Raw genomic sequence first — 19,756 nt, forward strand, 5'->3', positions numbered from 1 at the left:
AACGGAGGCGGACGACCTGTTCAGTCGTCACGCCCGTGGCTGAATATGCAACAGACCCTGCGCATCACCGAGATTTTCTACTCGTTGCAGGGGGAAACACGTACCGCCGGCTTGCCGACGGTCTTCGTGCGCCTGACCGGCTGCCCCTTGCGCTGTCACTATTGCGATACCGCCTATGCCTTCAGCGGCGGCGACGTCGTTAGCCTGGACGCCATTTTCGAGCGGGTTGCCGCCTACAAGCCCCGCTACATCTGCGTGACCGGCGGGGAGCCGCTGGCCCAGCCGAATTGCATCTCTCTGCTGGAACGGCTCTGCGACGCCGGCTACGAGGTTTCCCTGGAAACCAGCGGGGCTCTCGACGTGTCACGGGTCGACCCGCGCGTAAGCAAGGTTCTCGACCTCAAGACGCCGGGATCTGGCGAGGTCGGACGCAACCGATACGAAAATATCCCGTTGCTGACCGACAACGATCAGGTGAAGTTCGTCGTCTGTTCGCGAGAGGACTACGACTGGGCGGTATCCAAGCTGATCGAGTACCGCCTCGACCAGCGTGCCGGTGAAGTCCTGTTCTCGCCGAGCCACCATCAGGTCAGCGCGCGAGAACTGGCCGATTGGATCGTGGCCGACAACCTGCCGGTCCGCCTGCAATTGCAACTGCACAAGATTCTCTGGAACGACGAACCGGGCCATTGAGACGAGGAATTCATCATGAACCAGAAGAAAGCGGTCATCCTGCTCTCCGGCGGCCTCGACTCCGCCACCGTTGTCGCCATGGCCAAGGCCGACGGCTACGCCTGCTACACCATGAGTTTCGACTACGGCCAGCGCCATCGCGCCGAGCTGCAGGCCGCCGAGCGCGTGGCCCGGCAGTTGGGCGTGATCGAGCACAAGGTGATAGGGCTCGACCTCAATGGCATGGGCGGCTCGGCATTGACCGACGAGAGCATCGCGGTGCCCGAGTCGCCTAGCGAAGGTATACCGGTGACTTACGTGCCGGCGCGCAATACGGTGTTCCTCTCGCTCGCCCTGGGCTGGGCCGAGGTCCTGGATGCCCGTGACATCTTCATCGGTGTGAATGCGGTGGATTACTCTGGTTATCCGGATTGTCGCCCTGAGTTCGTCGAGGCTTTCGAACGCATGGCGAATCTGGCAACCAAGGCGGGCGTGGAAGGCAATGGCTTCCGCATCCAGGCGCCGCTGCAGTATCTGTCCAAGGCGCAGATCATCCAGGCGGGCGTGGCGCGTGGGGTGGATTACGGCCTGACGGTGTCCTGTTATCAAGCCGATGAGCAGGGACGTGCGTGCGGCAAATGCGATAGCTGCCGGCTGCGTGCGGATGGCTTCGCGGCGGCTGGTATTTCCGACCCGACGCCATATTTCTGAAAAAAATTCACGAGGGGTGTTGTTTTTACGTTAGAAATCAGTATTATACGCCTCGCGTTGGGTCGTTAGCTCAGTCGGTAGAGCAGTTGGCTTTTAACCAATTGGTCGTAGGTTCGAATCCTACACGACCCACCATATTAGAAAGGAGTTTCTGTAGATCTCCGTAGAGCTCACAACTTTAGCTTCGGAGCTGCAGTATGCCTTGGCCAGGTAACTGGCCAGAATCGACCGAGTCGATATGAAAAGCCCGCCCGACAAGGCGGGCTTTTCTGTTTCCGCAGTCCGGATATCTCATCCCCAGCGCACCGCAACTCTTATCCTTATCGACATCGGGAAGAAGGCCGGTTTCGCGCTTCCGCCAGTCATATCGGTACTGGCAGCCGCTTTCCCGTTCGTTCTGGCGTGTTCCTGTCAGACCCCGCGCAGCCTGGTGAACTGGTGCACGGCTATCCGAGGATTTGTCAGCGGACCGGGACTCCCATAGAGTGAGGTTCCTTTCCTGGCGACCGGATGAGTGACCCGATGCCGACCCCGGTTTTCATAAAGAGAACGGTACTGTTTGGCGACTGTGATCCCGAAGGGATCGTCTATACGCCACGTTTTTCATACTTTGTGCTGGAAGCGGTGCAGGAGGCGCTCGGGGTCTGGCTGGGCGGCCCGGGGCTCAGAACCCTCCTGGGGTTCAGGATTCTTCCCCCGGCGAGAGCGTTCTCCCTGGAATTCCTGCATCCGGTCACCTGGGACGACGAGCTCACGATGCAGGTGGGCGTGTCGAACGTGGGGACGCATTCTTTCTCGTTTTCAGTCGAAGGACGTCTTTCGCCGGACGTGGTGGCGTTCACTGCGAGCCTGACGCAGGTCTGTGTCTCCCCGGATACCCGCGAAGTCATGGAGGTCCCCGCGCAGCTCCGCGCGCTCCTCGCATAGAGAAACATTCTGGCTATTCGTCGCGGCGCTGGCTACGGCCGGCAGGACGCTGCGAGCGGCATGCCGCTGACCTGCTCCGTGGGGCTCCGGAGGAGGGCGGCAAGCCGCCTTCCTTCATTTCTACTCGTTGCCGAGCATCGCATCCAGATCGCGCATGGTCTGTTTCTTGGCCTGGACGCCCTGCAGTTCGACGAACATTGCCTGGACGGTCTGCACCATGCGCGCAATGGGCATCTTGCCCAGCGGCAACATCTGGTTGTTGTCGCGGATGGCCGGGGCGCAGACGAAAGCGAACGAGCGTTGCAGCCAGTAATCGTATTTCCCCGGGTCGATCCAGCCGTCGACGGTTTTCACGTTGGTGATGACGTTGTCGATGCGGCGCATGGCGCGTGCGTTGTCGAAGCGGACCCTGCGCTCCTTGCACTTGAACTGGACCTCGTAGGCCGTCAGCGTCGGCATCGACTGGTCTTCGAATAGCTGGATGATCTGCGCCGACTGGATACCTTTGGGTTGCTGCAAGATGCCGGTGGCGTTGGCGACGAATACCTCGTTGTTGTAGCGTTCGCCCTTGCCGTAGACGATCCAGTAGTCGCCGGTGCTTTCGGCGACCGCAGTCGTTGCCGTGCAGATGAAGGTGAGCGGCAGCAGCCAGCGCCGAGCGTGAAGGAATGGTTTGCCCATGAGTTCGTCCTTGAATGTCTTGTTCCCGACCGCGGAGGGTCATCCAAGGGACGAATCATAGGTGCAGCCCAAGGTGAGGGTCGACTAGCACGGATGAGCTATGGACGAAGCGGGGGAACTCGCTCGGAGTTCGCTCCATCGGCACGTTCGGGATGGTCGATGGCTGGCGCCTCGGGTGCGCTCCGCCACGCATTCGAACGAGAACGACGGGCCGGCTTTACTGCTCGGAAGGCACGCTGCGCCGCTGTTGGCGGCATCAAGCTGCCGGCGATGGGGGAGGGCGGCAGGCGCTCGTCGACTGGCCGGTCGATCTGCCGGGTACGCCTGCTGGACGTCGTTAGGGTCAGGCCGTCTGCCGCGCGATGACTCCATGAGGTCGGGGGGCTAGTCGAAAAGCGCCTCTGGCGTTTCCGCGTGGATTCGCTGCCATAACGTCTGGATCTGCGAGGCCAGTACCCGGTGCTCGGAAAGCGGCGGCAAGGCGTCCACCGGGAAGTACTCGGCCGCCGACGTTTCGTCTGTTTGTTGTTGAAGACTGCCTCCGGTGACGTGGCAGAAGAAGAAGGCTTTCAACGCATGCGGCAGTTGGGGAGGGTGGGGATGCTTGTGCTTGTCCAGCAATGCCAACAGGCGTATCGCTCGAACTTCCAGTCCGCTTTCTTCCTGGGTTTCGCGAACTACCGCATCTGCCGGCGACTCGTTTACGTCGCACCAGCCGCCTGGTAGTGTCCAGCGACTATCCGAGGCCTCCCGAACCAGCAGAACCCGCTGTTGCGAGTCGAGGATCAACGCACGGACGTCCAGTTTCGGGGTCGGGTAGTGGCTGTCCAGAGCGATCCAGTTCTCGACCCGTTCGTACGCTACCCCCTGGTCGCTGGCGATGAATTCGGCAACGGCATGCTGGAGCGCGCGAAAGCGTCCGATGTCGAAGCGGTCCTTGGAGAAGGCGAGACCGGCCTGGGCGGTGGACAGTATCAATTCCAGAAGACGGGCAAGCGCCCTGGGATCGCTGACCGATGGCATCCTTCCTTCCGTTTTTTCGGCCTTCGCGTGGTCCGCGTCGTGCAAGCCGTCCAATGGATTTGCCATAGATAGAACCCTCGCCGCTCGATGATCTGTAGAGCTGGTTTTCAACCAGGTGTTCCCTGCGTCTTCCTCGTATGCCTGTGTGCGCCAATAGTGGCTTATGCCGCTGTTTCATCGCGACCTGCGCGTAACCCAGACTCGCCTGTCGCAGCGATGGCTCCTCCGCCAGGTTCGCTTCGAACCGTCAGGCGGTCGCAACCGATGACGCCTCTTCGCACAGACTTACCGTAGGAGTTTCCCTCCCCGAAACGAGCGGTCGGGCCGGCTGCGGTCGGCTGGCAAAGGTAGACTCCGTGCCGGCCATGAGCGTTTCCAGGGCCGTTTGGGTCCGTTCGAGGAGACGCAACAAGCGATGCTCCCCTGTTTGGACGGCAGAGGCGGAGGCAATTCCCTTATGCTGCTTGCGGATAACTGGCCCGGACGGCATGTACGGCCTTGTCGTTCTACGGATGCCTGGAGTCCCGCAGGCGGGACAGCGCAACGCGCAGTGACCTTCCTTTAAGCATATCGATGGAGTCTGTATGAAAGAGCTTGGTTCGGAGTCGCCGATGGAAAGTCTTTTCGACATTCGTTCACTGGAGGCCATTACCGGCGGCGAGCCGGCTGCATTGCAGCGGTTGCTGGAAACTTTATTGGCCAGCAGTCGGGATGATCGTACTCGGTTGGCGGAATTGCTTGAACTCGCAGACCTGCAAGGAGTGGCCGAACTTGCGCACAGGATAAAAGGGGCTGCGAGGGTGGTGGGCAGCAGCCTATTGGTCGAGTCTTGTTCCTGCCTTGAAAAGGCTTGCCAGAACCCATCGGAGTCTTCCGAGCGGATAGCCAATCTGGCCTCTTCATTGGAAGGCAAACTAAGTGCGTTCGAAATCAGTATCTCAACCGAATTGGCAAAGCTCTAGAGATCGGACCAGATAGAGGTTTCAGAAGCTGTTCAGGTTTCTCCATAACCTGAATCGCATCTATTCATCAGCATGGATTTCCCGTTCCCGTAAGCTCCGCGCCTGCTGCTGGGGTAATGGGATAATTGGGAGCCTGCTGGGTTTGCTTTGGTTTGTCTTGGTTTTTCATTTTTCTATATAAGAGGCGCTATCGAAGCTGATGCGCTTCTTTCGGATCGTTCATTTTGTTTGGCTATTAGTGGTAGCGGGCTTATGGTGTCGGAGGGTTTTTAACTACGAGGTTTTTTCCGCTTGTAGGAAACTTCATACAAGCACTGGGGAGATTTCACACGATTGCCTGGGAAGTGCTTCGTTGTCGTTCTATTCGGCTTTTCGGAGAATGTTGCTGGCTCTTATAGAGTTCAAAAATCGCAACACTTTCACTGTCAAAAGGAAGCTCAATCGTGTCCATTTCCATGAAAAGCATTCTGGCTGCCGCAGTAGCCAGCCTGGTCGTCGGCAATGCCATGGCGGCAGACGGCACCATCAATTTCAAAGGTGAAATCACCGCGGCCGCTTGCAGCATCACTGGTGGTGCCGGCACCACCGTTGGCGGTGCTGCGGGCAACCAGACCATCGACGTAAACCTTGGCAAGATCAGCATCGACTCGCTGGGCGGCACCGCGGGCGGCAGCATCGCCGGTGGTACCAGCCTGAACCTGAACCTGGACTGTGGCAAGACCGGTACCGGCCTGACCACCGTCAAGCTGAAGTTCAACCCGATGTCTGGGAGCACTATTGACCCGAACAATGAGAGCCTGCTGAAAACCGTCGGCACCGCCACCGGTGTCGGCATCGGTATCTATGGATCCGATGGCAAGCTGCTGAACCTGTCGGCGAACGAGACCATCGATGCGCCCCTGGATTCCAAGGTACAAAAAGATGGCGAAGGCAATGACATCACTGTCTACAGTGCCAAGCTGAATCTGCGTGCCGCTTATGTCAAATCCGGCTCCGTAGCTCCTACGGCTGGTAGTGCCGACGGCTCCCTGCCGTTCACCCTGGAATACAACTAAGTTCTGCTACGTGGGCGGGGTATGTATATACCCCGTTCCATGAGGTGCGAGTTCATCATGAAATATCCATTTTCTTCCAGAGTTATCTGGGGTGGCATCCTTTTGCTTTTTTCCACCCTGGCCAATGCGGGAATCACACTGGGAGGAACCCGGGTCGTTCTGCAGGCGCCTGCCAAGGAGGCTGCGATCCTGGTCAGGAACCAGGCTTCCAAGGACGTGATGATTCAATCCTGGGTAGAGGCTGATAATGGGGCAGATAAACGTGAGGTTCCGTTTGTCATCACGCCTGCCCTCAGTCGTTTGGGAGGCAACAAGCAGCAAACCCTGCGTATCCTGTTTCAAGGGGAGGGCTTGCCGAGCGACAGGGAATCCGTATTCCGCCTGAACGTCCAGGAAATTCCGCAAAAATCTGCCTCGGCTAATACGTTGCAGATAGCTTTGCGCCAGCGTATCAAGGTCTTCTACCGTCCCGATAACTTGTCGGGAACTTCCGCCGAAGCGCCTGGAAAGTTGAACTGGCGTCTTGTCCGTCAGGGTGGAAAGTCGGTTGTCGAAGTTTCCAACGATACTGCGTTTCATGTCTCTTTAGCCAGCGTGAAATTAAAAGCTGGCAATGCCTACTATGTTGTTGATGCCGACATGGTCGCGCCGAAGTCGAGTCGCCGATTCGAAATCAAGGGAACTCCATCCGGCGTTTCTGGAAATGTCGAGTTCCAGAGCGTAAATGACTATGGCGGACTTGATAAACACTCCAGCTCCTTATCCGACTGAAGCTCAGAAGAGCAGAGTAGAAGAGCAGAAGAACTGCTCTTAACTTCCCCTATGGATGGGTGTTTCCGTTTTGTCGGAAATTAGTCCAAGGAATATTCGCGTGGCCATATTTAGGAAAAAGTTCGACTTCGAGTTGTCCGTCTATTCCAGGTCTTCCTGTCTCATGGCCTTGGGATTGGCTTTGCCTGCCGTAACTTTCGCGGTGGAATTCAACGCCGAGTTCCTGAACAACGAGGGCGGGGCGCCCGTTGAACTGAAGTATTTCGAGAACGGCAACTCGGTGTCGCCCGGCACTTACAGCGTCGACATTCATTTGAACCAGATCATGATCCGGCGCGAAGATGTCGTGTTCAGTGCCGATCCCGAAACCGGAAGCGTTCGTCCGGTCGTCCGGGTAGGGCTGCTCAAGGAGATCGGGGTCGATATAGCCCGGCTGACGCGAGACAAACTCATTCCGGATAATCTGGAAAACAATACGCCCCTGAATGTCGCCGAACTCATCCCCGGTGCATCCATCGAGTTCGACGTCAACAGCCTTTCCCTGCTGGTCAGCATTCCACAGCTGTATGTACAGCGGCACTCGCGTGGCTATGTGGATCCCTCTCTTTGGGATGACGGTGTCACCGCGTTGTTTTCCAATTACCAGGCCAACTTCACGCGCAACACCAACTTTGGCCAGAACAGCGATTATCGCTACCTGGGCCTGCGCAACGGCTTCAACCTGTTTGGCTGGCGTCTGCGCAACGACTCCTCTCTGAGCGGAGGTACCGGCATGCGCAACAAGTTCAGTAGCAACCGTACCTATGTGGAACGTGACATTCGTGCCCTGAAGGGGACCTTGTCCCTCGGCGAGTTGTATACCTCCGCTCAGGGGGATGCTTTCGAGAGCGTGCGTATGCGCGGCGTGCAACTGCAATCCGATATCGGCATGCTGCCCGACAACGAGATCAGCTATACCCCGGTGGTGCGCGGTATCGCTGAAACCAATGCGACGGTCGAGGTGAGCCAGAATGGCTTCGTGATCTATTCCACCAATGTACCGCCCGGTGCGTTCGAGATCACCGACATCTATCCCAGCGGCTCCAATGGCGACCTGGAGGTCAAGATCATCGAGGCGGACGGACGCCAGCGGTCCTTCAAGCAGTCCTATTCCTACCTGCCGGTCATGACCCGCAAGGGGAACCTGCGCTATGGCCTGGCCGCCGGTGAGTACCATAATGATGGCCAGCCGTCGGTCAACCTGCTCCAGGGGTCGGCTGTGTATGGCTTGTCCGACAGGGTTACCGGCTTTGGCGGCCTGCTCGCTGCGGAGAAGTACAATGCCACCAACCTGGGCCTCGGCTTCAACACGCCCCTGGGCGGTTTTTCTGCGGACGTGACCCATAGCCAGTCCCGCACGCGGCGGGGTGGGCGCAACCAGGGACAGAGTCTGCGGCTTCTCTATTCCAAGACCATCAACGCCACCGAAACCAGCTTTACCGTGGTGGGCTATCGCTATTCCACGGAAGGCTACCGTACTCTCAGCCAGCATATCGACGACATGTCCGAAGAGAGCTACCTCTATGGCTCAAGTTCCAGTCGGCAGAAGAGCCGCATAGACCTGACGGTGAACCAGACGCTGTTCCGACGCAGTTCGCTCTATCTCACGGCGGGCGAAACCACATATTGGAATCGCCCCGGCAGCAGCCGTCGCGTGCAGTTCGGCTTCAGCAGCGGCATCAAGCGCGCGAGCTATAGCCTGGCGGTTTCCCGTACCCAGGAGACGGGTTCGTTCGGGCGCTCCGATACCCAGTTCACGGCCTCCGTCAGCATCCCCTTGGGCGGTAGCGCACGCTCCAGTCAGGTATATGCCAATGCCGTGAGTTCACAGCATGGTGATTCGAGTCTGAACACCGGTATCTCCGGATACCTGGATGAAGCCAATGCGTTCAACTACAGCGCACAGGCCAACTACAGCAAGGACGGCGGCAACTCCGGCAGCGTCGGCCTGGGTTGGGACACGTCCAAGGCCAAGTTGTCCGCCAATTACAGCCAGGGGCGCGACAACAAGCAGATCAACCTGGGAGCAAGCGGTTCGGTAGTGGTGCATTCGGGGGGAGTGACCTTCGGCCAGCCGGTGGGGGAAACGTTCGGCCTGGTGGAGGTTCCGAAGGTCGGCGGCGTCGGCCTCGACGGCTACTCTTCGGTTCGCACCGACGGCCGTGGCTATGCCGTGCTCCCCTACATGCAACCCTATCGTTACAACTGGGTGAACCTGGATACCAATACCCTTGGGAGCGATACCGAGATCAGCGACAGCACGCAAATGGCCGTGCCGACCCGGGGCGCCGTGATCGCCAAGCGTTTCTCCGCGGAGTCCGGTCGGCGGGTGCAGTTCGACCTGAGCATGGACTCTGGAGGAAAGATTCCCTTCGGTGCACAGGCATACGACAAGGAAGAGCGGGTCGTGGGAATGGTCGACAACCTGTCCCGTTTGCTGGTGTTCGGTATCGAGGACCAGGGGCGCCTGTCCATTCGCTGGAGCGATGGCTCCTGTTCCGTCGACTATCAGTTGCCGCCCAGGAACAAGGACCTGACTTACGAACGAGTTGCGCTCAGTTGCCGTCGGTCCTCGATCTGAAATGTCCCCGCTGCAGTCGGGTCAAGTCAAAAGGCGAGGATTTTTCCGGTGAACACCGGGCGCGAGGGCAAGCGGCAGCTCACTCGTCCTCGATCATGCTCAACAGGTCTGGTGTCCTGCCTCGGGTTTCCAAACGCAGCAACCACTGCTTGGCGGCCAACCCACCGGCGAAACCGGTGAGGCCGCCAGAGGCTCCGATCACCCTATGGCAAGGTGCAACAATGGACAGTGGGTTCCGTCCGTTGGCGGCTCCAACCGCCCGTACTGCGTTGGGGCTGCCGATCTGCACGGCTATTTCCGTATAGCTGCGGGTCTCGCCGAATGGAATGGTGAGCAGGGCGGACCAGACCTTTTTCTGAAATTCGGTACCTTGGAAGTCGAGCGGGAGTTCGAACCGGGAACGTTTGCCGGAAAAATATTCCCGCAACTGGCGTTCGGTTTCCGCCAGGAGGGAGCTGTCCTCGGAGAGCCGCATCTCGTCCAGCGGTACTCGGTTGGGACGCTCATGCTGCCAAAGAATCGCGACCAGAAAGGCATCGTCCCTGGCTACCAGGGTCAGTGTCCCGACCGGCGATTCCATTTTCCTGTAGCTATGGGGCATGTAGGTGTCCTCTTCGGCAGGCTCGCCCAGTGTACTACGCAATGGGATTTCAACAGGGAAGCCTGCAAATGGCAGGCGAGGCGGGGCGGAGCGCTATCGGCCCGATGGATGGCCGCCTGCTTCCAGGCATGCCGTCGCCCCCTTGGAGCCCAGGCCGAGCGCCTCGAACTGTGAGATCTGGGAGGCGATTTGCCGAGCAAAGTGGGTTGTCATTGGTTTGCCATCTCATGGGTTCGGACGAGGCCTCGAGCAAGGGTTGTAACGGTTTTTGTCTGGCCAATGGGCTCTTGCGTAAAAAGGCTGCCGCCCTTCTTGCTTGGTTGCCGTTCTCGGATCCCGCGCAGCCCGGTGGGTGTGCCAAATTTCTCGCGGTTTGGATCGCGCCGATTGCCGCGGCCTACGAAGCCCGTGGTTCTTCTCCCCGAAACTTTTTCGTTCGGACTCCGAATATCGCGCTTCGCCCAGCGCCGCTAGTTTCCCGTTCCTGACAAAGCAAGCGCTCTGGCTCAGGTATCTCCTGATCCGGATGCATATCGCTGAAGAGGGAACGTTCTGTCATGTCCACATTGGCCAACCTGACCGAGGTTCTGTTCCGCCTCGATTTCGATCCCGATACCGCCGTTTATCACTATCGGGGCCAGACTCTCAGCCGGCTGCAATGCCGGACCTACATTCTCTCCCTGGCCAGCCAACTGGCCCGCCTGCTCAAGCCCGGCGATCGCGTGGTGCTGGCGTTGAACGACTCGCCTTCGCTGGCCTGCCTGTTCCTGGCCTGCATCGCGGTCGGCGCCATTCCCGCCGTGATCAATCCCAAGTCCCGCGAGCAGGCCCTGGCCGATATCGCTGCCGACTGCCAGGCCAGCCTGGTGGTGCGTGAAGCCGATGCACCGTCGCTGAGCGGTCCTTTGGCGCCGTTGACCCTGCGTGCGGCCGCCGGACGCCCTTTGCTCGACGATTTCTCGCTGGACGCGCTGGTCGGTCCTGCGGACCTCGATTGGAGTGCCTTCCATCGCCAGGACCCGGCGGCAGCCTGTTTCCTGCAATACACCTCGGGTTCCACCGGGGCGCCCAAGGGGGTGATGCACAGCCTGCGCAACACGCTCGGTTTCTGCCGGGCGTTCGCTACGGAGTTGCTGGCATTGCAGGCGGGAGACCGGCTGTATTCGATTCCCAAGATGTTCTTCGGCTATGGCATGGGCAACAGCCTGTTCTTTCCCTGGTTCAGCGGAGCCTCGGCGCTGCTCGACGATACCTGGCCGAGCCCGGAGCGGGTTCTGGAGAACCTGGTCGCCTTCCGCCCCCGGGTCCTGTTTGGGGTGCCGGCCATCTATGCCTCGCTGCGTCCGCAGGCCAGGGAGCTGTTGAGCAGCGTGCGCCTGGCGTTTTCCGCCGGCTCGCCGCTGCCGCGTGGCGAGTTCGAATTCTGGGCCGCGCACGGGCTGGAGATCTGCGACGGCATCGGGGCTACCGAGGTCGGCCATGTGTTCCTCGCCAACCGCCCGGGCCAGGCGCGTGCCGACAGCACCGGGCTGCCGTTGCCTGGCTATGAGTGCCGGCTGGTGGACCGCGAAGGACACACTATCGAGGAAGCGGGCCGGCAAGGCGTGCTGTTGGTGCGTGGCCCTGGGCTGAGTCCGGGTTACTGGCGGGCCAGCGAAGAGCAGCAGGCGCGCTTCGCAGGTGGCTGGTACCGCACCGGCGACCTGTTCGAGCGCGACGAGTCGGGTGCCTACCGTCACTGTGGGCGGGAAGACGATCTGTTCAAGGTGAATGGCCGCTGGGTGGTGCCGACCCAGGTCGAGCAGGCGATCTGCCGTCATCTGCCGGAAGTGAGCGAGGCGGTTCTGGTTCCTACCTGCCGGCTGCACGACGGCTTGCGTCCGACCCTGTTCGTCACCCTGGCCACTCCGCTGGACGACAACCAGATCCTGCTGGCGCAGCGCATCGACCAGCATCTCGCCGAACAGATTCCCTCGCACATGCTGCCCAGCCAATTGCATGTGCTGCCGGCCTTGCCGCGCAACGACAACGGCAAGTTGGCGCGCGCCGAGCTGCGCCACCTGGCCGACACCCTTTATCACGACAACCTTCCGGAGGAACGGGCATGTTGATTCAGGCTGTGGGGGTGAACCTGCCCCCATCCTATGTGTGTCTGGAGGGGCCGCTGGGAGGCGAACGCCCTCGCGCCCAGGGCGACGAGATGCTGATGCAGCGCTTGCTGCCGGCGGTTCGCGAAGCCCTGGACGAGGCGGCGATCAAGCCCGAGGAGATCGACCTGATCGTCGGTCTCGCCCTGTCTCCCGACCATCTGATCGAGAACCGCGACATCATGGCGCCGAAGATTGGCCATCCGTTGCAGAAGGTCCTCGGCGCGAATCGCGCGCATGTCTTCGACCTCACCGACTCGAGCCTGGCCCGCGCCCTCTACGTGGTCGATACCCTCGCCAGCGACCAGGGCTATCGCAACGTCCTGGTCGTGCGCGGCGAATCCAGCCAGGGATTGGAAGTGGACAGCGAGTCCGGCTTCGCCCTTGCCGACGGCGCCCTGGCGCTGCTCTGCCGGCCGACCGGCAAGGCCGCGTTCCGTCGCGGTGCGCTGGGCGGTGATCCGGCGCAGGAATGGCTGCCGCTGAGCATTCCGCTGAATACCGATATTCGCCAGGTAGGCGACGTCAAGGGACACCTCAACCTGCCGGCCCAACCTGGATTGCCCGAAGCGGTACGCGCCGGATTCACCCGTCTGGCCGGGGACTTCCCGCAACTGAACTGGGTGCGCGAGGAATGGTTCGGCCAGGGACGGCCCGATGGTCGTTGCCTGGGGCCGTTCGAACTGGCGTCGCAACTGCGCGCGGCACAGCGCGACCGTCTGGATGAACTGCTGCTGATCAGCTTCGATCCGTTCGGCATGGTGGTGGAGGGCGTGACCCTGGAACTGGCGGGAGAAGCTCATGCATAAGGTCAAACTGGCAGCGATCACCTGTGAACTTCCGGCTCGCAGCTACGAAAACGACGATCCGGTGTTCGCCGCGGTACCGGACCTCAGCGAGTCCTGGTGGCAATTCTGGGGCGTCAATCGGCGGGGCTATTTCGACCCGCGGAACGGCGAGAACGAGTTCAGCCTGGTGGTCCGGGCCGCCGAGCGCCTGCTGCGCAGCAGCGATACCGCGCCGGATAGCGTGGACATGCTGATCTGTTCGGCTTCCTCGCCGATCATGACCGACGCCGGCGATGTCCTGCCGGACCTGCGCGGACGTCTCTACCCGCGCATGGCCAACGTGCTGTCCAAGCAGCTCGGCCTGAGTCGGGCGCTGCCATTGGATTCGCAGATGGAGTGCGCCAGCTTCCTGCTCAACCTGCGCCTGGCAGCGAGCATGATCCGCCAGGGTAAGGCCGAGAAAGTGCTGGTGGTGTGCAGCGAGTACATCTCCAACCTGCTCGACTTCACCTCGCGTACCTCGACCCTGTTCGCCGATGGCTGCGCGGTGGCCCTGCTGACCCGCGGCGACGATGACAGCTGCGACCTGCTGGCTTCGGCCGAACACAGCGACGCTACGTTCTATGAAGTGGCCACCGGTCGCTGGCGCCTGCCGGAAAACCCGACCGGCGAGGCCAAGCCGCGGCTGTATTTCTCGTTGTTCAGCGACGGCCAGAACAAGATGGCCAGCTTCGTCCCGACCAACGTGCCGATCGCGATGCGCCGGGCGTTGGAAAAGGCCGGCCTGGGCAGCGATGACATCGATTATTTCGTCTTCCACCAGCCAGCGCCGTTCCTGGTCAAGGCCTGGGCCGAGGGCATCGGTGCCCGTCCTGAGCAGTACCAACTGACGATGGGCGATACCGGCGTGATGATCTCCGTTTCCATCCCGTACACCCTGATGACCGGCCTGCGCGAGGGCAAGATCCGCCCCGGCGATCGTATCGTCATGGCCGGCGCAGCCACTGGCTGGGGGTTCGCCGCCCAGGTCTGGCAATTGGGCGAGGTGCTGGTGTGCTGAGGCATCGCCATGTTGAACCACGGTGTCCGAGGAGGGCTGCACATGGGTAATCCGATCCTGGCCGGGCTGGGTTTCAGCCTGCCGAAACGCCAGGTCAGCAATCATGACCTGGTAGGGCGCATCAATACGTCGGATGAGTTCATCGTCGAACGTACCGGCGTGCGCACCCGCTATCACGTCGAGCCGGAACAGGCGGTCAGCGCGCTGATGGTGCCGGCGGCGCGCCAGGCCATCGAGGCTGCCGGGCTGCTGCCGGAGGACATCGACCTGTTGCTGGTGAACACCCTGTCGCCGGACCACCACGACCCGTCCCAGGCCTGCCTGATCCAGCCGCTGCTGGGCCTGCGGCACATCCCGGTGCTGGATATCCGGGCACAGTGCAGCGGGTTGCTGTACGGCTTGCAGATGGCTCGCGGGCAGATCCTCGCCGGGCTGGCACGGCATGTCCTGGTGGTCTGCGGCGAGGTGCTGTCCAAGCGCATGGACTGTTCGGACCGCGGCCGCAACCTGTCGATCCTGCTCGGCGACGGTGCCGGCGCAGTGGTGGTCTGCGCCGGCGAGAGCCTCGACGACGGCCTGCTGGACCTGCGCCTGGGCGCCGACGGCAACTACTTCGACCTGCTGATGACTGCGGCGCCGGGCAGTGCCTCGCCGACCTTCCTCGACGAGAATGTCCTGCGCGAGGGCGGGGGCGAGTTCCTCATGCGCGGCCGGCCGATGTTCGAGCATGCCAGCCAGACCCTGGTACGGATCGCCGGCGAAATGCTCGCGGCCCATGAGCTGACCCTGGACGACATCGACCATGTGATCTGCCATCAACCGAACCTGCGCATCCTCGATGCGGTGCAGGAGCAACTGGGCATTCCCCAGCACAAGTTCGCGGTGACCGTGGATCGTCTGGGCAACATGGCTTCGGCCTCGACCCCGGTCACGCTGGCGATGTTCTGGCCGGACATCCAGCCGGGACAGCGGGTGCTGGTCCTGACCTACGGCTCCGGCGCGACCTGGGGCGCGGCGCTGTACCGCAAACCTGAGGAGGTGAACCGGCCATGTTGAGGCTTTCGGCTCCCGGTCAACTGGATGATGACCTGTGCCTGTTGGGGGACGTCCAGGTGCCGGTGTTCCTGCTGCGTCTCGGTGAGGCGAGCTGGGCGCTGGTTGAAGGAGGGATCAGCCGGGATGCCGAATTGGTTTGGGCGGACCTGTGCCGCTGGGTCGCCGACCCGTCCCAGGTGCACTACTGGCTGATCACCCACAAGCACTACGACCACTGCGGCCTGCTGCCCTACCTGTGTCCGCGGCTGCCGAACGTACAGGTCCTGGCGTCCGAGCGGACCTGCCAGGCCTGGAAGTCGGAAAGCGCGGTGCGGGTGGTCGAGCGCTTGAACCGGCAACTGTTGCGTGCGGAGCAGCGGTTGCCCGAGGCCTGTGCCTGGGACGCTCTGCCGGTTCGCGCGGTGGCCGACGGCGAGTGGCTGGAGCTGGGACCGCGGCATCGCCTGCAGGTCATAGAGGCCCACGGCCACAGCGACGATCACGTGGTTTTCTACGACGTGCGACGCCGACGCCTGTTCTGCGGCGATGCCCTGGGCGAGTTCGACGAGGCAGAGGGGGTGTGGCGGCCGCTGGTGTTCGACGACATGGAGGCTTACCTGGAGTCCCTGGAACGTCTGCAGCGTCTGCCGACCCTGCTGCAACTGATCCCGGGACACGGCGGCCTGCTGCGGGGGCGGCTGGCCGCGGATGGGGCCGAGTCGGCCTATACCGAGTGTCTGCGCCTGTGCCGGCGGTTGCTCTGGCGCCAGTCCATGGGCGAATCCCTCGACGAACTGAGCGAGGAGCTGCACCGCGCCTGGGGTGGGCAGAGCGTCGACTTCCTGCCCGGCGAACTGCACCTGGGGAGCATGCGCCGGATGCTGGAGATTCTCTCCCGCCAGGCGCTGCCTCTGGACTGAGACGGGACATCCATTGCGGCGATCGCCGCCGACGGCAGCGGTCGCAATTGGGGGAAAAGGGGGGGTACCGATGATGAACATGCCGTTGCGCGCTAGCGTCGCGCAGGCCAGTCGCCCATGGGCGCGAGGAGGTGGCTCGTGAGCGGGGTTGGCTATCGACTGGAAGAAAGTCTGGAGTACCGCACGCTGGTGCCGGAGGCGCTGTCGATCTGGCGCATGGCCGGCGCCAACCGGATGCTGTTCGACTGCTTCGACGTGGACAGCAAGGCTGCGCGGCGTAGCGTGGCGATCCTTTCCAGCTGCCTGCGCATCGAGTGCTGGGGGCGCGATGTGGTGCTGCGGGCGTTGAACTCCAACGGACGCGCCTTGCTGGCGCCGTTGAGCGAGGCCTGTCCGGCCCAGGTCACCTGCTTGCGTGACGGCGACACCCTGCACTGGCGCTTCCCCCAGGAAGAGTCGCATGTGGACGAGTGGCGACGCCTGTATGGCCTGTCCAGCCTGGAGGCGCTGCGCCGCGTGCTCGGAACGCTGGGCGACGCGGAGGGGCCCGCGCTGCTGGGCGGCCTGTTCAGCTTCGACCTGGCCGAGCAGTTCGAACCCTTGCCGGCGCCGGCCGAACCTGCGCGGCATTGCCCGGACTACCTGTTCCTGGTGCCGGAGTTGCTGCTGGACATCGATCACCTGGCGCGCCGGACTTCGCTGCAGGCGTTCGTCCACGATCCGGCCGGGCACGACCGGTTGGCCGCCAGCCTGCGCCAGTGTGCCGACGAATTCCATGGCGCCGTGGAGGAGGCTTCCGAGTCGCCGGTGGCAGGCGTACGGGCCGGCAACTACCAGGTCGACCTGGACGATGCGAGCTTTGCCCGCCAGGTAGAGCGCCTGCAGGCCCACGTGAGGGCCGGCGACGTGTTCCAGATCGTACCGTCGCGCAGCTTCAGCATGCCGTGTGCGGACCCCTGGCGGGCCTATCGCCAGTTGTGCCTGCGCAACCCCAGCCCGTACCGCTTCTTCCTCGATGCGGAGGACTTCTGCCTGTTCGGCGCTTCGCCGGAGTCGGCATTGAAGTACGACGCGGAGAGTCGCGAGGTGGAACTCTATCCCATCGCCGGCACCCGCCCGCGCGGACGCGATGCCCGGGGCGCCATCGATGCGGAACTGGACAATCGCCTGGAAGCGGAGTTGCGCCTGGACGCCAAGGAGATCGCCGAGCACATGATGCTGGTCGACCTGGCGCGCAACGATCTGGCGCGGGTCTGCCGCAGCGGTACGCGGCAGGTGCGCGACATGCTCAAGGTCGATCGCTACAGCCACGTGATGCACCTGGTCTCGCGCGTGGCTGGCGAACTGCATGGCGAACTGGATGCGCTGCATGCCTACCGTGCCTGCCTGAACATGGGCACCCTGGTCGGTGCGCCGAAGGTCCGTGCCATGCAGTTGCTGCGGCAGTACGAGGATGGCTATCGCGGCAGCTACGGTGGCGCGATCGGCATTCTCGACAGCGCCGGCAACCTCGATACCAGCATCGTCATCCGCTCCGCCGAGGTCCGCGAAGGTATCGCCCGGGTCCGGGCAGGCGCCGGCGTGGTGCTGGATTCGGATCCACGGCTGGAGGCCGAGGAAACCCGCAACAAGGCGCTGGCGGTGCTGACCGCCGTGGCCGCTGCCGAACGCGAAAGGGGAGAGCGCGATGCGCATCACGCTGTTGGATAACTTCGATTCCTTCACCTACAACCTGGTCGAGCAGTTCTGCCTGCTCGGCGCGGAGGTCCGGGTGATGCGCAACGATACGCCGTTGCCGACGATCCAGGCGGCATTGCTGGCCGACGGTTGCGAACTGCTGGTGCTGTCGCCGGGGCCCGGTCGGCCGGAAGACGCCGGCTGCATGCTGGAATTGCTCGCCTGGGCCCGCGGGCGCTTGCCGGTGCTCGGCGTCTGCCTCGGCCACCAGGCGCTGGCGCTGGCCGCCGGTGGCGCGGTGGGCGAGGCGAGTAAGCCGCTGCACGGCAAGAGCACGTCCCTGCGTTTCGATCAGCGTCACCCGCTGTTCGACGGCATCGCTGATCTGCGCGTCGCGCGCTACCACTCGCTGGTGGTCAGTCGCCTGCCGGAAGGTTTCGACTGCCTGGCCGATGCCGATGGCGAGATCATGGCGATGGCCGATCCGCGCAATCGACAGCTGGGCTTGCAGTTCCATCCCGAGTCGATTCTCACCACCCACGGCCAGCGTCTGCTGGAGAACGCTCTACTCTGGTGCGGCGCGCTGGCGGTACGCGAGCGCCTTCGGGCCTGAGCGGCGCTGCGCCGTTTCGACGATGCTCGGTTGCCAGGCCGGCGCATCGTCGAAACGCTGGCGGCCGAGTTCGCGCAGGCGCTGGCGGGCGCTTTCGAGAAAGCGCAGGAAGCTGCGCTCGGATTCCAGCGCGGTGTTGTAGTAGCAATACACCTTGGTGTCGATGCCGCCCGGTTCGTAGAGTTCGCTGAGGACTGCCAGGGTACCGTTGCGCAGGCGTTCCTCGACGAAATAATGCGGCGCGATGCCCCATCCGACGCCGGCTTCCACCAGACGCAGCATGTCGTCGAAGTTTTCCACGAAGAGCACCTTGTCGCTGACCGGCCGCAGCAGGTTCGAATGTTGCCCGGAGCGGCTGCCGAGGCTGATCTGCCGGTAATTGGCCAGGCTCGCGATGCTGTGCAGGGAGGCATTGCACAACGGGTGCTGCGGATGGGCGACGACGAACGCCTTGGTGTAGCCGAGCACGCACTGGTTGAAGCGGGAGATCTTCAGTTCCTCGTCGATGGTGATGGCGATATCGATTTCCGCGTTGTCCTGCTTGATCGTCGCCAGGCTATCGGCGGGCGAGGTGCGTATCAGGCTGACCATGTTGAAATCGTCGAGCAGTACGCTGCTCACCGTATCGCAGAACGACGGCGGGATGGCGGTGTCCAGCAGCACCCGGAGATTGCGCGGACCCTTGTTGAGATTGAAGGCGATGTCGCCGATCAGCTGCTGGTAGTTCAGCAGGCTGCGCATGTAAGGGATCAGGCGAAGCGCCTGCTCGGTGGGTTCGACCTTGTAGCCGTCCCGACGGACCAGCTCCACGCACAGGTCGATTTCCAGGTTGCTGACCGCCGAGCTGACCGCGGTGTGCGACTTGCGCAGGATCCGCGCAGCGGAGGAAATCGAACCGGAGGCGATGACCTGGAGGAACATGTTCACGTGATTCAGGTTATGAATAGGCATCCCTTATTCCTTTTATTGGGTGGCGCGTGCCGCTTCCCTTGATCGGGTCAGGTTGCCGCTACTGTGGAAGAAGCGTCGAGGACTCGATAGATAGCGCCCGAGTGTTTCAACTTGTCTTCTGGATGACGTTTTCATCGGGGAAACCTCCCGTCGGTCAGTGAAGCGCAAGGGCTGGCGTGCGAGGGTGGAATCGGCCGCCGGCTCGCTTTCTGCGCGGCGGGTGCACGGCACGGGGAGTCGTCGTTTTGGAGGTGAGGGATGACGGCTCTGTTTCAGGATATTTTTATAATTATGTGAAAGAAGAGCTTATTTCAACGAAATATGTTTCATATTGCTCGTAAATTCGACGAAAAGAAAATCCGGATATTTACCGGTTATTTAACGTTAATACCAAGGGCCTAATACCAAAGTATTAACGCTGGCATGCCGGCATGTCGTGTTCGGTCGTGGAGCGAGCCGAGCTATAGACGGTTCTAAGAAACGAAAAAATTATGTCGCGTAGGTCTAACGACCGAAACCTATGTCTTTTGTTAGCGTAGCCA

General features: G+C 61.9%; 18 protein-coding genes and 1 tRNA gene. 15 read left to right on the plus strand and 4 right to left on the minus strand.

Features of this window, described 5'->3' with window-relative positions; genetic code table 11:
- Window positions 1-45 precede the first annotated feature (45 nt).
- The 4 genes from queE (at window position 46) to FHW81_RS13165 (ending at window position 2,310) form a co-directional block, all read left to right on the plus strand.
- On the plus strand, window positions 46-693 hold the full coding sequence (gene queE / locus FHW81_RS13150; RefSeq protein WP_003112571.1) for a 7-carboxy-7-deazaguanine synthase QueE: 648 nt from the start codon (window positions 46-48) through the stop codon (window positions 691-693).
- Between the two features lie 15 nt (window positions 694-708).
- The gene (gene queC / locus FHW81_RS13155; RefSeq protein WP_003111415.1) at window positions 709-1,383 is read left to right on the plus strand and encodes a 7-cyano-7-deazaguanine synthase QueC; all 675 of its coding nucleotides are present in this window, start codon (window positions 709-711) and stop codon (window positions 1,381-1,383) included.
- A gap of 59 nt (window positions 1,384-1,442) precedes the next feature.
- A tRNA-Lys gene (locus FHW81_RS13160) sits at window positions 1,443-1,518 on the plus strand.
- Window positions 1,519-1,905: 387 nt separating this feature from the next.
- Window positions 1,906-2,310, plus strand: coding sequence for an acyl-CoA thioesterase (locus FHW81_RS13165; RefSeq protein WP_003112559.1), 405 nt, complete (start codon window positions 1,906-1,908; stop codon window positions 2,308-2,310).
- Between the two features lie 120 nt (window positions 2,311-2,430).
- Here FHW81_RS13165 and FHW81_RS13170 read toward each other — a convergent pair whose 3' ends face one another.
- Both FHW81_RS13170 and FHW81_RS13175 read right to left on the minus strand, forming a co-directional pair.
- On the minus strand, window positions 2,431-2,991 hold the full coding sequence (locus tag FHW81_RS13170) for a hypothetical protein (protein ID WP_003120655.1): 561 nt from the start codon (window positions 2,989-2,991) through the stop codon (window positions 2,431-2,433).
- 384 nt (window positions 2,992-3,375) lie between these two features.
- Complete coding sequence (locus FHW81_RS13175; RefSeq protein ID WP_003120654.1) at window positions 3,376-4,014, minus strand: NUDIX hydrolase; 639 nt, start codon at window positions 4,012-4,014, stop codon at window positions 3,376-3,378.
- 584 nt (window positions 4,015-4,598) lie between these two features.
- Between FHW81_RS13175 and FHW81_RS13180 the strand changes: the two genes are divergently transcribed.
- From FHW81_RS13180 to FHW81_RS13195, 4 genes are all read left to right on the plus strand, one after another.
- Entirely contained in the window at window positions 4,599-4,976 is a 378-nt protein-coding gene (locus FHW81_RS13180; protein WP_003117019.1) for an Hpt domain-containing protein, read from the plus strand.
- 443 nt (window positions 4,977-5,419) lie between these two features.
- Complete coding sequence (locus FHW81_RS13185; protein WP_004348355.1) at window positions 5,420-6,031, plus strand: fimbrial protein; 612 nt, start codon at window positions 5,420-5,422, stop codon at window positions 6,029-6,031.
- Between the two features lie 57 nt (window positions 6,032-6,088).
- Window positions 6,089-6,802, plus strand: a complete 714-nt coding sequence (locus tag FHW81_RS13190; RefSeq protein ID WP_003120653.1) for a fimbrial biogenesis chaperone — start codon at window positions 6,089-6,091, stop codon at window positions 6,800-6,802.
- Between the two features lie 100 nt (window positions 6,803-6,902).
- Window positions 6,903-9,422, plus strand: a complete 2,520-nt coding sequence (locus tag FHW81_RS13195; RefSeq protein ID WP_023127929.1) for a fimbria/pilus outer membrane usher protein — start codon at window positions 6,903-6,905, stop codon at window positions 9,420-9,422.
- 79 nt (window positions 9,423-9,501) lie between these two features.
- Here the strand turns inward: FHW81_RS13195 and FHW81_RS13200 are convergent, their stop codons facing one another.
- Window positions 9,502-10,023 (minus strand): methylated-DNA--[protein]-cysteine S-methyltransferase, encoded by a 522-nt coding sequence (locus FHW81_RS13200; protein WP_003086236.1) that lies wholly within the window; start codon window positions 10,021-10,023, stop codon window positions 9,502-9,504.
- Between the two features lie 557 nt (window positions 10,024-10,580).
- Here FHW81_RS13200 and pqsA point away from each other — a divergent pair.
- The 7 genes from pqsA (at window position 10,581) to phnB (ending at window position 18,263) form a co-directional block, all read left to right on the plus strand.
- The gene (gene pqsA, locus FHW81_RS13205; RefSeq protein WP_031672695.1) at window positions 10,581-12,134 is read left to right on the plus strand and encodes an anthranilate--CoA ligase; all 1,554 of its coding nucleotides are present in this window, start codon (window positions 10,581-10,583) and stop codon (window positions 12,132-12,134) included.
- Window positions 12,128-12,979 (plus strand): 2-heptyl-4(1H)-quinolone synthase subunit PqsB, encoded by an 852-nt coding sequence (gene pqsB / locus FHW81_RS13210; protein ID WP_023131537.1) that lies wholly within the window; start codon window positions 12,128-12,130, stop codon window positions 12,977-12,979. The genes pqsA and pqsB overlap by 7 nt, the downstream gene beginning before the upstream one ends.
- Window positions 12,972-14,018: a 2-heptyl-4(1H)-quinolone synthase subunit PqsC gene (gene pqsC / locus FHW81_RS13215; protein ID WP_003108612.1), complete on the plus strand. Its 1,047-nt coding sequence runs from the start codon at window positions 12,972-12,974 to the stop codon at window positions 14,016-14,018. Before pqsB ends, pqsC begins: the two co-directional genes overlap by 8 nt.
- A gap of 42 nt (window positions 14,019-14,060) precedes the next feature.
- A complete protein-coding gene (pqsD, locus tag FHW81_RS13220) occupies window positions 14,061-15,074 on the plus strand; it encodes an anthraniloyl-CoA anthraniloyltransferase (protein ID WP_009876034.1) in 1,014 nt (337 codons plus the stop codon).
- Entirely contained in the window at window positions 15,068-15,973 is a 906-nt protein-coding gene (gene pqsE / locus FHW81_RS13225; RefSeq protein WP_003086247.1) for a 2-aminobenzoylacetyl-CoA thioesterase PqsE, read from the plus strand. The genes pqsD and pqsE overlap by 7 nt, the downstream gene beginning before the upstream one ends.
- 117 nt (window positions 15,974-16,090) lie before the next feature.
- Window positions 16,091-17,683, plus strand: a complete 1,593-nt coding sequence (locus FHW81_RS13230) for an anthranilate synthase component 1 (RefSeq protein WP_031653406.1) — start codon at window positions 16,091-16,093, stop codon at window positions 17,681-17,683.
- Complete coding sequence (gene phnB / locus FHW81_RS13235; protein WP_171893898.1) at window positions 17,661-18,263, plus strand: anthranilate synthase component II; 603 nt, start codon at window positions 17,661-17,663, stop codon at window positions 18,261-18,263. The genes FHW81_RS13230 and phnB overlap by 23 nt, the downstream gene beginning before the upstream one ends.
- Here the strand turns inward: phnB and mvfR are convergent.
- On the minus strand, window positions 18,216-19,214 hold the full coding sequence (gene mvfR / locus FHW81_RS13240; protein ID WP_003108614.1) for a multiple virulence factor transcriptional regulator MvfR: 999 nt from the start codon (window positions 19,212-19,214) through the stop codon (window positions 18,216-18,218). The genes phnB and mvfR overlap by 48 nt on opposite strands.
- Window positions 19,215-19,756 lie beyond the last annotated feature (542 nt).

It is taken from the genome of Pseudomonas sp. RC10-4-2 (assembly GCF_050433085.1).
Classification (GTDB): Bacteria; Pseudomonadota; Gammaproteobacteria; order Pseudomonadales; family Pseudomonadaceae; genus Pseudomonas; species Pseudomonas aeruginosa.